Annotated in this window: 15 protein-coding genes; 8 read left to right on the forward strand and 7 right to left on the reverse strand. The window is 46.3% G+C overall.

What is annotated here, in order from left to right:
• Positions 1-25 precede the first annotated feature (25 nt).
• Positions 26-586 carry a thioredoxin family protein gene (locus ACO08K_RS28365; RefSeq protein WP_421799872.1) on the forward strand — a complete coding sequence of 187 codons (561 nt, stop codon included), beginning with the start codon at positions 26-28 and terminating at the stop codon, positions 584-586.
• A gap of 91 nt (positions 587-677) precedes the next feature.
• Here the strand turns inward: ACO08K_RS28365 and ACO08K_RS28370 are convergent, their stop codons facing one another.
• From ACO08K_RS28370 to ACO08K_RS28395, 6 genes are all read right to left on the reverse strand, one after another.
• A complete protein-coding gene (locus ACO08K_RS28370) occupies positions 678-1,358 on the reverse strand; it encodes an SMUG2 DNA glycosylase family protein (protein ID WP_421799873.1) in 681 nt (226 codons plus the stop codon).
• A 211-nt stretch (positions 1,359-1,569) separates the two neighbouring features.
• Positions 1,570-2,853 (reverse strand): bifunctional folylpolyglutamate synthase/dihydrofolate synthase, encoded by a 1,284-nt coding sequence (locus ACO08K_RS28375; protein ID WP_421799874.1) that lies wholly within the window; start codon positions 2,851-2,853, stop codon positions 1,570-1,572.
• A 251-nt stretch (positions 2,854-3,104) separates the two neighbouring features.
• The gene (locus ACO08K_RS28380) at positions 3,105-3,995 is read right to left on the reverse strand and encodes a hypothetical protein (protein WP_421799875.1); all 891 of its coding nucleotides are present in this window, start codon (positions 3,993-3,995) and stop codon (positions 3,105-3,107) included.
• 31 nt (positions 3,996-4,026) lie between these two features.
• Positions 4,027-4,431 (reverse strand): ExbD/TolR family protein, encoded by a 405-nt coding sequence (locus ACO08K_RS28385; protein WP_421799876.1) that lies wholly within the window; start codon positions 4,429-4,431, stop codon positions 4,027-4,029.
• A gap of 11 nt (positions 4,432-4,442) precedes the next feature.
• Positions 4,443-4,847 carry an ExbD/TolR family protein gene (locus tag ACO08K_RS28390; protein ID WP_421799877.1) on the reverse strand — a complete coding sequence of 135 codons (405 nt, stop codon included), beginning with the start codon at positions 4,845-4,847 and terminating at the stop codon, positions 4,443-4,445.
• A 55-nt stretch (positions 4,848-4,902) separates the two neighbouring features.
• The gene (locus ACO08K_RS28395) at positions 4,903-5,607 is read right to left on the reverse strand and encodes a MotA/TolQ/ExbB proton channel family protein (protein ID WP_320030495.1); all 705 of its coding nucleotides are present in this window, start codon (positions 5,605-5,607) and stop codon (positions 4,903-4,905) included.
• Positions 5,608-5,930: 323 nt separating this feature from the next.
• Here ACO08K_RS28395 and ACO08K_RS28400 point away from each other — a divergent pair, with 323 nt between their 5' ends.
• The 4 genes from ACO08K_RS28400 (at position 5,931) to ACO08K_RS28415 (ending at position 11,653) form a co-directional block, all read left to right on the forward strand.
• A complete protein-coding gene (locus tag ACO08K_RS28400) occupies positions 5,931-6,869 on the forward strand; it encodes an NYN domain-containing protein (protein ID WP_421799878.1) in 939 nt (312 codons plus the stop codon).
• A 284-nt stretch (positions 6,870-7,153) separates the two neighbouring features.
• Positions 7,154-9,541, forward strand: coding sequence for a 3-hydroxyacyl-CoA dehydrogenase NAD-binding domain-containing protein (locus ACO08K_RS28405; RefSeq protein ID WP_421799879.1), 2,388 nt, complete (start codon positions 7,154-7,156; stop codon positions 9,539-9,541).
• A gap of 126 nt (positions 9,542-9,667) precedes the next feature.
• Positions 9,668-10,837 carry a thiolase family protein gene (locus tag ACO08K_RS28410; protein WP_421799880.1) on the forward strand — a complete coding sequence of 390 codons (1,170 nt, stop codon included), beginning with the start codon at positions 9,668-9,670 and terminating at the stop codon, positions 10,835-10,837.
• A 120-nt stretch (positions 10,838-10,957) separates the two neighbouring features.
• The gene (locus ACO08K_RS28415; protein WP_421799881.1) at positions 10,958-11,653 is read left to right on the forward strand and encodes an NUDIX hydrolase; all 696 of its coding nucleotides are present in this window, start codon (positions 10,958-10,960) and stop codon (positions 11,651-11,653) included.
• A 14-nt stretch (positions 11,654-11,667) separates the two neighbouring features.
• Here the strand turns inward: ACO08K_RS28415 and ACO08K_RS28420 are convergent, their stop codons facing one another.
• The gene (locus ACO08K_RS28420) at positions 11,668-12,876 is read right to left on the reverse strand and encodes a heparan-alpha-glucosaminide N-acetyltransferase domain-containing protein (RefSeq protein WP_421799882.1); all 1,209 of its coding nucleotides are present in this window, start codon (positions 12,874-12,876) and stop codon (positions 11,668-11,670) included.
• A 183-nt stretch (positions 12,877-13,059) separates the two neighbouring features.
• On the opposite strand from ACO08K_RS28420, the gene purE reads away from it, so the two are divergent.
• The 3 genes from purE to ACO08K_RS28435 all read left to right on the forward strand — a co-directional run bounded on the left by purE (position 13,060) and on the right by ACO08K_RS28435 (position 15,029).
• Positions 13,060-13,575: a 5-(carboxyamino)imidazole ribonucleotide mutase gene (gene purE, locus ACO08K_RS28425; protein WP_421799883.1), complete on the forward strand. Its 516-nt coding sequence runs from the start codon at positions 13,060-13,062 to the stop codon at positions 13,573-13,575.
• A 322-nt stretch (positions 13,576-13,897) separates the two neighbouring features.
• Complete coding sequence (locus tag ACO08K_RS28430) at positions 13,898-14,359, forward strand: GNAT family N-acetyltransferase (RefSeq protein WP_421799884.1); 462 nt, start codon at positions 13,898-13,900, stop codon at positions 14,357-14,359.
• Between the two features lie 112 nt (positions 14,360-14,471).
• Complete coding sequence (locus ACO08K_RS28435; protein ID WP_421799885.1) at positions 14,472-15,029, forward strand: TetR/AcrR family transcriptional regulator; 558 nt, start codon at positions 14,472-14,474, stop codon at positions 15,027-15,029.
• The last annotated feature ends 1 nt before the right edge of the window (position 15,030 follow it).

Below are 15,030 nucleotides of genomic sequence, written 5' to 3' on the forward strand. Positions count from 1 at the left end.
TTGGTAACGCTAAAATGATTAAAACATGAAAAAAGTTTTGTTTGGGGTGTTTTCAGTGGTTGGTGTAGCACTGGCCATGTATACTTTTTCACCCATTAAAAAAGGCGACCAGGCGCCTCAATCGGCTGATAAGACTGTGGCCATCAAATGGATGAGCTGGCAAGAGGCGGTTGAAGCCAACAAAAAAGAAAAAAAGAAAATTTTCATCGACTGTTATACCGATTGGTGCGGTTGGTGTAAAAAAATGGACGCTTCTACCTTTACCGATCCCAAGGTTGCGGAGTTGATGAACAAACATTTTTATGCCGTCAAGTTCGATGCTGAGCAGAAAGAAAACATCGTTTTTGACAACCATACCTTCAAGTACATTGCCAGTGGTTCGAGGGGTGTGCATGAGCTAGCTTATGCGCTTCTGGACGGACAACTGGGCTATCCTGCCTTTGTTTACCTGGATGAAAAATTCCAAAGGGTAACCATTTCTCCTGGTTACAAAACGCCAGAGCAAATTATGCCTGAATTGAAATTTGTTGGAGAAGGGCATTACAATGGTAAAACGTATGAGCAATACGTGAAGAGCACTAAGTAATAAAAATTAGCCACAAAGGCACGAAGGCACAAAGAGGATATTGAAAATATGGCTGCTTGGTGCCTTCGCTCCTTTGTGGCTAAAATGTGTCTTAGCGATCACAAAGTGACGCCAAATAGCTTTGCACGTATAAATCTACAGCCTTACGTTTGTACTGCATGATGAAACGTGGGTGGGCCAGGGGAATAATTTCCTGAAAATACCCGCGTTGTGCATTGAGCTGTTGCAAAAAAGCATAATTTTGCCCTTCGCCCAGGCAAAAACATTTGTCTCTGCGCATTAGGCAGCGTTCAATCATCGCTTCCAAGTGGTACTCAATAAACGGGGTGGCAGCTTTTTGTAAGGGTTTTTCGTCATAGTAGTTGTAGTTTTTGCCATTTTTGACAAAACCAAAAGGGCAAACAGAGGTGACGAAAAAGTGGTCGTAAAAAAGTTTGGGACCGCCGTAAGCATGAATAACCTGGTACACAAAATGAGCAGAGAGTTCTGTTTTTTTGGGGAAAGAGCTGGAAATACCCAATTCTTTTTCCAAATGTAGTGGATCAGTAAACGCAACATTGGTGATGCCGCCGCCAAACCTGCCCGGGTTGATGCCCATAATCAGGTGGCGAGGCTCAGTATCCGCGTAGAATTTTTCTAAAAAAATTTGAAAAATAGCTCTGGATTCCTGAATTTCACCCAATGGATTCAACCATTCTACCCCCGGAGGTAAGTCAGGCATGTGCGCTGCGAGATCGGAAAAGTGGGTAGAAATGCGTGTTGCAAGGTTCATTGCTGTATATTTGCGGTTTATTTCGGGCTTTTTATCCAAAAAGTGCGGGAATAAATGGTAAATTTACGTACTTCGTTGAACGAAATCGGGATCATTTGCGTTTTGATCCTGATCACAAGATTGCTAATGTTTTTTGTTTGTTTATAGTTTATGTGGGTGCTCTCCTTAAAGGAGCACCTTTTTTTATTTTTACAAACTGGCTACAATAGCTTTAGAGAATTTCTGCAAGGACAAAAATACTGCCTCCCACATAGATCAAATCATCCTTTTGGGCGTGACGACGGGCCGCATTTAACGCATTTTTAACCGAGCTGTAGGCTCTCCCTTTGCGACCTTGTTCCGATGCTGCTTTTTGTAGTACCTCCGCTTCTAGTCCCCGTGGAATATCCGGCTTGGCAAAGTAGTAAATGCCGTCAGCGGGCAATTGCGGCAACATTTTCGCCAGATCTTTATCCCGGAGCACCCCAATGACCAGGTGTAATTTTTGCCGGGGAATTTTAGCCAACTGCTGCATGGCCAATTGAATACCTGCTTCGTTGTGGGCACTGTCGGCAATGATGGTCGGTTTTTGCCCCAACACTTGCCAACGCCCCATAAACCGAGTCAGAGGGACGAGGTCTTTTAAACCCGTGGTAATGGCCCGGTCATCAATACTCCAGGCTTTGGGCAGACTGGCAACCGCCTGTAAAACGGTTTGTACATTCAAAAGCTGATAATCACCGTGCAAATTAGCGGCCAAATCAGGATACAGCACCAGCCCGTCTTTTTTCACTTCAAAATAACTATGGCTTAAATTTTCAGCCAATATATTTACCTGAACATGTTGGTCGGCAAAGCTAATCGGGGCATTTTTTTCTTTTGCCGTAGCGATAAAGACCGGGGCACTTTCGGGATGGGTTTCCCCAATCACCACAGGTACATTGGGCTTGATGATGCCGGCTTTTTCAGCAGCAATTTCTGGCAAGGTATCCCCCAGGAATTGCATGTGGTCAAAACTGATGTTGGTGATCACACTCAGTACCGGGGTAATCACATTGGTGCTGTCCAACCTACCGCCCAAACCTACCTCAATGACTGCTACATCCACTTTGCGCTGGGCAAAATAGTCGAAAGCCATTGCTACGGTCAATTCAAAAAAAGAGGGTTGCACTTCCGCGATGACGGGCTTCATTTTTTCCACAAAATCAATCACATACTGGCGCGAAACGTACTGACCATTGATCTTGATGCGCTCTCGAAAATCGCGGTAATGTGGCGAAACGTACAGCCCGGTTTTGAAACCTTTGGCTTGCAGGATGGCGCTCAACATGTGCGAAGTAGAGCCCTTGCCATTGGTACCACCAACGTGGATGGATTGGAATTTTTGTTGCGGATTGCCCAGGTATTCCAGCAGGGCATAGGTATTGCCCAGGTCTTTTTTGTAAGCCATTGCTCCAATGCGATGGAACATGGGGAGTTGGGCATAGAGGAAGTCGAGCGTTTGTTGGTAGGACATGAGAAAGTTCGGAAGAGCTAGGTAGGAATCATTAAGCATTAAAGATTTCACCTAGCATCGTGCTTTGTCCAAGAACCCCCGACCCCTAAAGGGGAGTACATTTTACGTAAGCCTAGTTTTTTATAAAACCTTAAGCCAACGTAAAATGTACTCCCCTTTAGGGGTCGGGGGTTCTTGAGCCAGTGTAAAATGATGCGCCGATTGCAGGCAAACTTTTCAGGAAATGCATCAGATCCTGAAGCTCCGGCATACTATTGTACTTTAAATCGATAAGTCACCGTACCACACTGCCGATCTGCGTCCCCTGCGGAGAATTTCCATTTGCGCGCATTGCTGATAGCCAGGTTGACCAGGGTACTATTCGTGGTAGTAGATCCTTTTTGGGTGAAATCAGCAGAGACCACCGAACCATTTGGGTCTACACATACTGCAATAACGACCGTACCCTCTAGCGAGGAGTTGTCGGTAATCCGGGGTGCAGTTACCACGCTCCGGTTGCCCAAACTTCCGCCCACAGAACCCGTTCCAGTAGTTATGCCTTCCAGGACCTTGGAGTTTGGGTCTCCGTCAGGATCACCCTGATTGCCAGGTTTGCCCGTATTGCCTTTACCCGTACCTTTACCTCCGCCACCGAACAAGCCTCCAATTTGGTCTTTAGTTGCTTTGGCTTCAGCTTCTTTACGGCGTTTTTCCTCATCGGCCAGGCGTTGCTTTTCCGTGTTTTCGCGAGCAATCCGGTCGGATTCTTCTCTGGCTTTGCGGTCTTTTTCCTGCCGCTCGCGCAAGGCAATGGCAGCAGGGTCCTCGGTAGTTACCGAAGGCTTAGGCTCAGATTTAGTAGGTTTGCTTGGGGGTGGCGGATTTTTTTTGTCCGGCAGCGCAGGCGTTTTTTCCGTTGGATCAGGCTTCACATTGGGTGGCGCAGGAGTGGGAACGGGCGGCCCGGGGGTGTTTTCTTCCCCTTGCCCAACGTCTGGCAAGCCCAAATTGACCAATACCCCCTCAACCGGTGGTGGTGGTGGAGTGGGCGTTTTGGTATGGGCGATCAACATCAATAGGATCAGCACAATGTGGATGACCGTACTGATGACTAAACCCTGGTTTTTTATTTTGCGCTCAAATGCTGATATTTTCATTGCCATGATGATCTTGCTTTACCTTATAAACAAATGCTTACTCCAGTGTGTTCAATATCGCATTGATGCCCAGCTGATAAGTAATGTCCATGATTTCAACTACGTTTTCCACTGGTGCTTCTGGCGATGGCGAAACGGTCACGTACACGTCTTCCAAACTGTTTTCCCGCAGCGACTTCAATTGTTCCTGTACCAGCAGTAAACTAGCCAAGCGCCCATTTAACGAATAAGTTCCATCCTCCTCAATGCCCACATCGATCAGCTTGTCTTTGGCTTTATTCGCCGTAGTGGCTGAGTTGCCAGGCAGCATCAAGTTCAAAGCACTCGGAGCAGTTAAGGTCGAAGTCATCATAAAAAACATCAAGAGGATGAAAATAATGTCGGTCATGGAGTTCATACCATGCTCGCCACTTCTTTCCCGGTCTCTATTGCGTAAGTTCATGTCCGTGTTGTTTAAGTGTGCGGTTCGGTTGCCAGAATAGCCTTGGTTCCCAGGCTGTTGGCAATTTTGATCACGTCCGTCACTTTGCGAAATTTGACCCCTTTTTCAGCAATTATGGTTACAGTTACGTCCTCTTTGGCTGCCTTTTTAACGGCTATGGCCTGGGCAATCACGTCCTTTAACTCTTCTTCACTTGCCGGATTGTCATTCACCTCATAGCCTAAATCGCCAGCCCTGATTTCAACAGTTATTTTGATGGGCGCTTTGGCCCTTGAAAAGGATTTCGGCAACTCAAAGGGAACGATTCTGATCAGCGTAGAGGTGAGCATAAAAAAGATGAGCAACATAAAAATAATGTCGGTCATCGAGGAAAGATTCACCTCTGTTAATGCCTTTTTTCTGGTGCGTATCGCCATAATGATGATTATAAAGCTGATGAACAAGAACGAAAAATAGTGCCTCAGCAGGCGACTAGGTTGGTTCCTGAAGCATATCGATAAAGTCGAAAGTACTCAACTCCATATTGTCCACCACCCGGTCGATCATACCATTGAGCAGGTTGTAGAAGATAAAGGCCATAATCCCTACGACCAAGCCCAAAGCGGAAGTAAACATTTTAACGTAAATACCCCCGGCAATAACCCCAATGGTCAGGTTGTTGGATTCAGCCAAAGAAGAGAAGGTCTGGATCATACCCGCAATGGTTCCCAAAAACCCAAACATTGGTGCAACCCCTGCAATGATGCTGAGGATGTTGAGGTTCTTTTCCATTTTGGACAATTCTACTTTACCCACGTTCTCGATGGCATGTTCAATATCGCGAACTGGCTTACCAATGCGCATGATCCCTTTTTCCACCATCATTGCAACCGGTGAGCCGCTCGCCTGGCATAATGCCCTTGCTGCTGCTACGTTGCCATTTTTTACATTGGCTCGGATATTGTTCATGAAGTTTTCGTCCACTCTCGAAGCACGCTTGATCATTCGATAGCGTTCAAAGAAAATGTACACCGCAATAAAAGACATGACGATGATCAAAAAACTGATGATGACCCCAGCTGGGCCGCCTTCCATCAATAAGTCGAGGGTGCTTCGAGAGGCAACACTTGTATCAGACACAGCTTCTTGTGTAGTTGTATCCAAACCAGCTTGCAGCAGCAGAAAGTTCAGTAGCATGGAAAAAGATGTTTTTAGATTAATTCGTATTTTCGCTTCAAAACGAAGTACTTTCGCAGATAAGTATTTTAACCGCGCCCAAATTTAACAATTTAAGATTTCCTTAATCCAAAACTTTAAGGAATTTGTTTTTGTTTTTTCCTAAAAAACACGATCTTGCGCCACCAAAATGAATCCAAAGTAAACCTCCAATTAAATTTTTTTTAACACTAAACGTATTACTGCCTCATTCCCAGGCCCATTAAATCAGAATAAGTTCCCAACATTGTGAAATCCAGTAATGAACCTAGTACGAAATATTTTTTTGAAAACAGATAAGATAGATGACAAACTTTCCAAATTCAAAAGCCGGGTTAATCCGAATTGGCGTGTTTTATGATGGCCATTATTTCCTACAAGTAAGCAACTACTACAATTATGTACACGAACGCCGTAGCCGGATCAGCATTCGTGGTTTACATGATTTTGTACGCAAACAAGTGGCCATTGAAGAGGACGAAGAATTTCACCGCTGCCAAATCATTGATGCCCATTATTTCCGTGGCCGCCTGAGTGCCAGCGAAGCCAGTCAACGGGGGAACTTATTGTATTTTGAACGCGCCTTCGACGACATTCTGATGAGCGAAGGGGTATCTGTACACTACCTTCCTGTACGCAACTTTCACGGACGTTGGCAAGAAAAGGGCATTGACGTATGGCTTGCTCTGGAAGCCTTTGAAATGACCTTTTACAAGCGCTTCGACGTCGTAGTGATTTTGGCTGCAGATGGCGATTATGCTCCACTGGTGCGTAAATTACACTCTTTGGGCAGCCGGGTGATGTTGTTGCATTGGAACTTTGAATACACCGATGAAGAAGGCAACCGTTTCAGTACCCGTACATCCAATGATTTGGTGACCAGCTGTGCTTATCCCATTGCCATGCACGAGATCATCGATGATTTTTCACCAAAAAGTGAGGCAATTGTAAGCAGTTTGTTTGTTCCAAAAACGGAGGCAAAAGTTTCGCACAAACAAGTCACCAATTGGCAGCCAAGTGGAGAATCGACTAGCGAAGATGAATTCCATCAAAGTACCATTCTTTCACTTAAAGAAGGGTATGGTTTCATCAAATATCCGCCAAACAACGTCTTTTTCCACTTTAGCAGCTTGATCGATTATGATTTCAACGACCTTGAGATCGGTGACAGCGTATCCTTCTCCCTTGAACCAAAGGAAGATGGTCGCATGATGGCTAAAGAAGTATTTGTGGTTGAGCAATAATCACAAAAAAATTGTAAGATAAAAAGGCCAATTTTCAGGAGCAAGTATCCTGGATTTTGGCCTTTTTTTATTGGTTGAGGAAGGTTTAGGGAAGTTGAGAAGGTTTAGGCTTCCGCAGCGGCTTAAACTCAACTTTCTCAACCTTCCTCAACCTCCTCAACTAAATAAAAAAATTCTCTACTTTCCCTTTTCCCTTCCAAGTTAATTCCTAAATTTGCGCAGTTAGCGAAAATTCGCTAAAATTAACAACGCCAATTTCATCCAATCAGAACGCCGCTTTTAACATGAAAAGAATCAGAAAAGCTGCGGTATTGGGTTCGGGAGTAATGGGTGCTGGTATTGCCTGCCATTTGGCCAACATTGGTTTGGAAGTACTCATGCTCGACATTGTCCCTTTTGACCTCAAAGACGAGGACAAAAACAACCCTGCCGCCCGCAATCGCATCGTCAATCAAGCTCTGGATAATGCCCTCAAATCCAAGCCTGCTGCTTTGTTTGACAAAAGCTTTGCCAGCCGGGTCAGAACTGGCAACTTTGATGATGACATGTCCAAAATTGTGGATTGTGATTGGATCATCGAGGTAGTTGTCGAAAATTTAGACATCAAAAAGAAGGTTTTTGACAAAGTAGATCAATACCGCAAGGCTGGCTCTTATGTCACTTCCAATACCTCTGGTATCCCCATCCATTTGATGCTGGAGGGCCGCAGTGAAGATTTTCAGCAGCATTTCTGCGGCACCCACTTTTTTAACCCACCGCGTTACCTGCGCTTGTTGGAGGTCATACCCACCCCCAAAACCAAGCCGGAAATGGTGGATTTCTTTATGCAATACGGGGATATCCACCTGGGTAAACAAACCGTCTTGTGCAAAGACACGCCCGCCTTTATCGGCAATCGCGTAGGGGTATACGCCATGGCTAAAATCTACCAGCTGACCACCGAACTGGGCCTGCGCATCGAAGATGTGGACGTATTAACCGGTCCTTCCCTGGGGCGCCCCAAAACGGGTACTTTCCGCCTGGGAGATTTGGTCGGGCACGATACCGCGGCCAATGTCATCAAAGGCATCAAGGCCAATTGCCCCGACGACGAGCAAGCTGGCGCTTTTACAGTACCTGATTATTTGCAGTTCCTGCTGGACAACAAGTTTTTGGGCAACAAAACCGGACAAGGTTTTTACAAAAAAACGGCTGAAAAAGACGAAAAAGGCCGTCCAGTCATTCTGGCGCTCAATCTGAGTACCCTGACTTACGAGCCTTCCGCCAAATCCGATCTGGCCAGCCTGAAACTGAGCAAAAACATCGATGATTTGCCCAAGCGCATTTGCGCCTTGTACGATGCTCCCGATGCAGGGGGGCAACTGGTGCAAAAGTCGCTCAATGGTCTATTTGCCTACTCCTCTAACCGCATTCCCGAAATCACCGATCAGCTTTACAGCATCGACGACGCCATGAAAGCGGGTTATGGCTGGGAGTATGGGCCTTTTGAATACTGGGACTTAATTGGCCTGGAAAAAGGTATCCAAAGCGCCGAAGCTCAGGGTGAAAAAATAGCTGACTGGGTCAAAGAAATGCTGGCTGCCGGGCATACTCGCTTCTACAAACGGGAAGGGGGACAACGCCTTTGCTACGATCCAGCCAAAAAAGCCTACGCCAGTATCCCTGGCCGCGAGTCCCTGATTGTCCTGGACAATTACCGCGATCAGTCTCCTGTCTTCAAAAACAACGAAGTGGTTCTCCACGATATCGGTGATGGAGTGCTTTGCCTGGAATTCACCAGCCCGCACAATTCCATTGGCGAAGGCGTGTTGCGGGGCATCAATGAAGCCATTCAAATTGCTGAAGACGGCAATTGGAACGGCCTGGTTATTGGCAACAATGGAACCAATTTCAGCGTGGGCGCCAACATCTTTATGATTGCCCAACTGGCCTACCAGGGCGAGTTTGAGGAATTGAACATGGCGGTCAACATCTTCCAGCAAACAACCTTGCGGGCACGCTATTCCAGCATTCCAGTGGTGGTGGCGACCCAAGGTTATGTATTTGGCGGAGGCTGTGAACTGTTGATGCATGCTGATGCTGCTACGGTTTCAGCAGAATCTTACATCGGTTTGGTTGAAGTGGGTATTGGGGTTATTCCAGGTGGCGGCGGCACCAAAGAGTTTGCCGTTCGTGCTTCTGATGAATTTAAAGAAGGTGAAGTATTGATTCCAACGCTGGTCGATCGTTTCAAAACGATTGCCACTGCTGGGGTAAGCACCTCCGCTTCCGAGGCTTTCAACTACCGTTACCTCCTGCCGGAGCGCGACGAAATCGTAATGAACAAAGATCGTGCTATCGCAGAAGCCAAGAAAAAAGTCCTGGAGCTCGCGCCCAACTACACCCAACCATTGCCTAAAAAGGTAACTGTGCTGGGGCAAACTGGCTTGGCTGCCCTCTACGTAGCTGCTAATGAACTCAAACTGGGCCGCTACGCCTCCGAACACGACATTAAAATTGCCAAAAAAATTGCCTGGGTACTTTGCGGTGGCGACCTCACGGGTACCCAAGTGGTTTCGGAACAATACTTACTGGATTTGGAGCGTGAAGCTTTCCTCAGCCTTTGTGGTGAGCAAAAAACGCTGGAACGCATCCAATACATGTTGCAGAACAACAAACCACTCCGCAACTAAAAAGAGATGGTTCCTGAGTTCCGGAACCATTGGAAATCTTAAATTAAACGCCACCCCACGGATTCATCCGTGGGAGGCCATATAGATCACCAACCCATGACTTTAGTCGTGGGCTAGTCGAAGACTATGGAAGCATACATCATCAAAGCATATCGCTCCGCCGTTGGCAGATCCAAACGCGGCGGCTTCAGAAACTACCGCTCCGATGACCTGGCGGTAGACATCATCAAACACCTGATGGCACAGGTACCCGAAGTTGATCCTAAGTTGGTCGACGACGTGTTCGTAGGTTGTGCCAACCCCGAAGGTGAACAAGGTTTTCAAATTGGCCGTCAGATTTCGCTGCGTGCCCTCGGACAGGAAGTACCTGGTGTTACCGTCAATCGGTACTGCGCCTCGGGCCTGGAAACCATCTCGATGGCTGTTTCCAAGATTCGCGCAGGCATGGGACACATCTACCTTGCTGGCGGAACCGAAAGCATGAGTATGATCCCGATGACCGGGTACAAACTGGCTCCCGCGTATTCGGTGGCCAGTACTACGCCCAACTATCTGGCTAGCATGGGGCATACTGCCGAAGCAGTCGCGCACAAATATGGCATCAGCCGCGAGCAAGCCGACGAATTCGCCTTGCGCTCACACCAGTTGGCGGGCCAAGCCATCGATGCTGGCAAATTCAATGATGAAATTGTGCCCGTTAAGGTCAAGGAAGTCTTTGTGCAAAACGACAAACGGGTTGAAAAAGAATTCACTGTAGCCATGGACGAGGGCGTACGTCGAGATACCTCTTTGGCTGGTTTAGCAGCGCTTAAGCCCGCTTTTGCCAATGGTGGCGTAGTGACAGCTGGTAACTCCTCCCAAACTTCAGATGGGGCGGCCTTTGTCCTCGTAGTGAGTGAAGAAATGGTCAAACAATTGGGGCTTAAACCGATTGCGCGCATGATCGGCTGCGCCGTTGGTGGTGTAGACCCTATGTACATGGGCATTGGCCCTTGTGCGGCTATTCCCAAGGCGGTAAAACAAGCGGGCATTTCGCTCAGTGACATCGATTTGATTGAACTCAATGAAGCTTTTGGTGCACAGGCATTAGCCGTGATTCAGGAAGCTGGATTGGACAAAGATAAGGTCAACGTCAATGGTGGTGCCATTGCACTAGGGCATCCACTGGGGTGTACCGGGGCTAAATTGTCCACTCAGTTGTTCAATGAATTGCGCCGCCAGAATAAAAAATACGGCATGGTTACCGCTTGTGTTGGTGGTGGCCAGGGTATTGCAGGCATTTACGAAATGGTGTAAAGTGTGCTCCGGCATCCACTCAACACCCCTTTTTGAATAAATTCATGTCCAACTTATCGGTTTAATAACTGTAAGTTGGACATTTTTTTTAACTTACCCCATTAAAATCACAAGAGATCAATGACTAAGGTACCTTTCACCTACAATGCGGATTCTTTTAAGGTAGCTATTGACTGCATTGTTTTTGGATTTGACAAACAGGAGCTCAAACTTTTGTTGGTTCACCGCAACATGGAACCAGCCAAAGGTCAATGGTCTTTGATGGGCGGTTTTTTGAGTCAGGAAGAAAGCCTGAATGATGGTGCCAAACGTATATTGTTCCAATTGACTGGTTTGGAAGACATTTACCTCGAACAAGTTTATTTATTTGGAGACATCAATCGAGACCCGGTTGAACGGGTCATTTCGATTTGTTATTACGCATTGATCAAATTGGAAGATTACGACGAAGAGTTGGGGCAAAGCCACGATGCCCACTGGTTCCCCATTAAAGCCCGGCCGGAACTCATTTTTGACCATGAACAAATGGTGGATGCGGCACTTTATCGCCTGCGTAGAAGAGCCGGTTATCAGCCCATTGGGTTTGAATTGTTGCCAGAGAAGTTCACCATGAAACAATTGTTGAGCTTGTACGAAGCCATTTACGATCGTGACTTTGATGAAGGTAATTTCAGCAAAAAGATGCTTTCCCTGGGTATTCTGTTCAAAACCGATGAAAAGCTGCGCGGCAATTCCAAAAAAGGCTCTTTCCTTTATTCATTTGACCAGGCCGGCTATGAAAGTGTTAGGGAAAAAGGTTTTCGGATTATTGGCTAGTACTGCACCAATTTTTACCTCGGCTTTTTGGCAGGCACATTCCCTGGAACCCCTCTTTTTTCCAGGTAAAAGCGACGCAGTTTGATGCGTAAAAAGCGATAGTATAAGCTAGTATAGTGAGGAAGTACATGATACAAGAAATAACGAATCTCCTCAATTCGGTAAATCAAATACGCAAAAAAAGCCAGGAACAACGCTGCCCCAATGGCCGCAGCCCAAGGCGTCCAGGAATGGCTTCCCAATGAGCGCACCCCAATTCCAAACCAGGTTCCGTACAACAGGACATAGTGTACGCTATAGATCACCAGCGTTTCTCCACCGATTTTCATCACCAAAGGTGGAATGTTTTTGAAAATTTTAGTGATCCAGATGAAAATAGAAAAGACAATCAAAACGTGCCCAAGTCGCCAAAAAGAGGCATTGTTGTAGGTAGCCAATCTGAAATGGTCAATGGTAGTTAGATGATGCAAACCATTGAGAATATCGTTTACAGAATAATGAATCCAAATCCCCAGACTTATGAACAACAAAGGCGCCCAATGGGTATGGTAAAAACTTGGCCAACGGTGCATGTGCCAACCTACCACCGCCCCAAAAAGGGAAAATCCAATCCAGGGAAAAAGGGTAAAAGTAGAGCCGTGATCTTTGATGAAGTAATTTTGCAACACCACTGGCAAGCCCGACCAGTCATAGGTTTTGATATCCGGCGAAATCAAAAAGGCCGTCAGCGCCAGTACAAAATACATCAATGGCAAGGGAATTCGGGTGTACTGGTGCACAATAAACACTGCAATAACCGTAAAAATGGCTAGTCCAATGATGTGAAATACATCGACAAAAAAGAAGGAGGGGAAGAACTTGAGGCTAAACACGTAGAGGAAATTCCACTTGAGGATATAGCCCAAAAAGATCAACAACAAAACCCTGCGTAGCCCTTTTTGAATGCGTACATTCTGGTACCAAGGCCGCGAGTCGCGCAACATCAAAAACACAAATATCGCTCCACTTACAAAGAAAAAAATCGGTGCAGTAAGCCCCCGCATAAAATGCCAGGTCCAATAAATGGGATTGGTCAGATCACGATAGCGATCATCGAGCATGGTGTCAACAAAGTGGCCTTGCAGCATCATCATGATGGCATATGCCCTCAATACATCCAGGAAAACAATCCGCTTTTTGGGTGTTGCATTAAATACGGGAAGAGATGGAGAAACGGTGCTCAATGCTTTGGTGTTGTTTTTGTCAAAGGTTTCGGCGTTTAGACGTACTCTGTGTTAAAAAGTAATCGCTCATATCCGAAAACTTGCGCGAAATTAGGTAAAAAATATACTTTCGTGCAAGCAGATTGGAAGCACTATTTCCAATTTTAACGTTTAATACTGTAACTCAAACAATTTAGCAAAAATATGGTTGGCATCATCATGGGATCGGATTCAGACCTACCGATCATGCGGCAAGCCGCTGAAATCCTCAAATACTTCGACATTCCGTGTGAAGTGACCATCGTTTCGGCACACCGCACCCCTGAACGTTTGTTTCACTACGCCAAAAATGCCCACGAGCGCGGCTTAAAGGTGATCATTGCTGGGGCGGGTGGCGCCGCACATTTGCCGGGAATGGTGGCTTCCTTGTCTCCCCTACCCGTAATTGGCGTGCCAATCAAATCTTCCAACTCGATCGATGGCTGGGATTCGGTTTTGTCCATCCTGCAAATGCCCAATGGAGTTCCAGTGGCAACTGTAGCGCTGAATGCAGCTAAAAATGCCGGTATTCTGGCTGCTCAAATCATTGGGGCACATCATTCCATCGTTCTGGATAAAGTAGTAAAATACAAAAAAGAGCTAGAGGCCGAAGTCGCCGTAAAGTACCAAAAACTGGAGGCGGAAGGCTATGAGGAGTATGAACGGACGAATAAAAAATAATATGAGTTCATTTAGTTTTTTTACCGCAGAGTTTCACAGAGTACCCGCAGAGTTTCGCGGAGTTTTTAAGTTTTAAGGAGTTTGCCACCTGCGGTGGCTGGAGTTTGTGCTCCAGGAAAATCTTGCAAGATCAAGCCAATAAATGGTACTTGATAAAGTTAAAGACCCAAGCTTCAGTAAAGGCGACCTCCGTGGACTCTCCGCACCGCAGGTGCCCCTAAAAAAACTCCGCGAAACTCTGCGGGTACTCTGTGAGACTCTGCTGTAAACAAAATGCATAACATGAGTAAATAACTGAAACCTCAGCCTCAATCTTATACCAATGACACCCATTACCATTACCATCACCACCGTCTCTCCGGCGGATGAACAAGTTCAATCCCTCATTGCCAAACTGGATGCCTTCCAAATCGAATTGTACGGTCGGGAAAACTGCCACCTCGATTCCATTGAAGTGCTGCTTAAAAGTGGAGCGCACATGCTCGGCGCCTTCTCAGGGCCGCAATTGGTCGGCATCGGGGCCGTAAAAATCATGGGCGATTACGCCGAAATCAAACGCATGTACGTGGAAGAAAGCCACCGGGGAATGGGCATCGCGGAAAACATCCTCTCCAATCTGGAGGCTTATGCCCAGGAGCAAGGCATCATGCAGTTGAACCTCGAAACGGGCGTGTACCATACGGCTGCCCAACAATTGTACCGAAAGTTGGGCTACTATGTGATTGATCATTTTGGGGATTACCCGATCACTGGCCTAAGTGTTTTTTACGAGAAAAAACTATAACAAAGGTTGATCTACCGAATTATCTGACCCATTCCAGGATGAGTTCACCGAATTGTCGCCTATTTACCTACCTACTAGTAGATAGATATCGTATCTTTGCGAAAAAAATGGAATGAGCACCCGCGAGACCATCATCGAACAAGCCGATTATTTGATCCGAGACAAAGGATACAACGCCTTTAGTTACTACGACTTATCCAAGGCCATTGGTATAAAAAACGCTTCGATACACTATCATTTTCCCAGCAAAAGTGACCTGGGCATTGCCGTGGTGCAAAAGCATTTACAAGGATTGGCCGAGCTCCGTCAGGAAAAAAAGGATTTGAGCCCTTTGGAGCAACTGGAAGCTTTTTTTTCAATTTACACCAAAGCCCAATCCAATCAAAAAATTTGCCTGGTGGGTGCGCTGGCAACTGATTTTCACACCATTGAAGAAAATGTACAAACCCATCTAAAAGTCCTGGCCGATCAAGTGTTGAATTGGGTTACGGAAATTCTTGTACTGGGGCAACAGCAAGGTGTTTTCCATTTTTCCATTGAGCCCCGCACCAAGGCCATGTTGATCATTTCCAACATGCTGGCCATTGTGCAACTCATCCGGCTCACCCAAATCGAAGATTTCGAGCGGGTTAAAGCGGCCATCATTTTTGAACTCACCAATCCACAATAAG

The organism is Haliscomenobacter sp., assembly GCF_965225875.1.
In the GTDB taxonomy this organism is placed as follows: Bacteria; Bacteroidota; Bacteroidia; order Chitinophagales; family Saprospiraceae; genus Haliscomenobacter.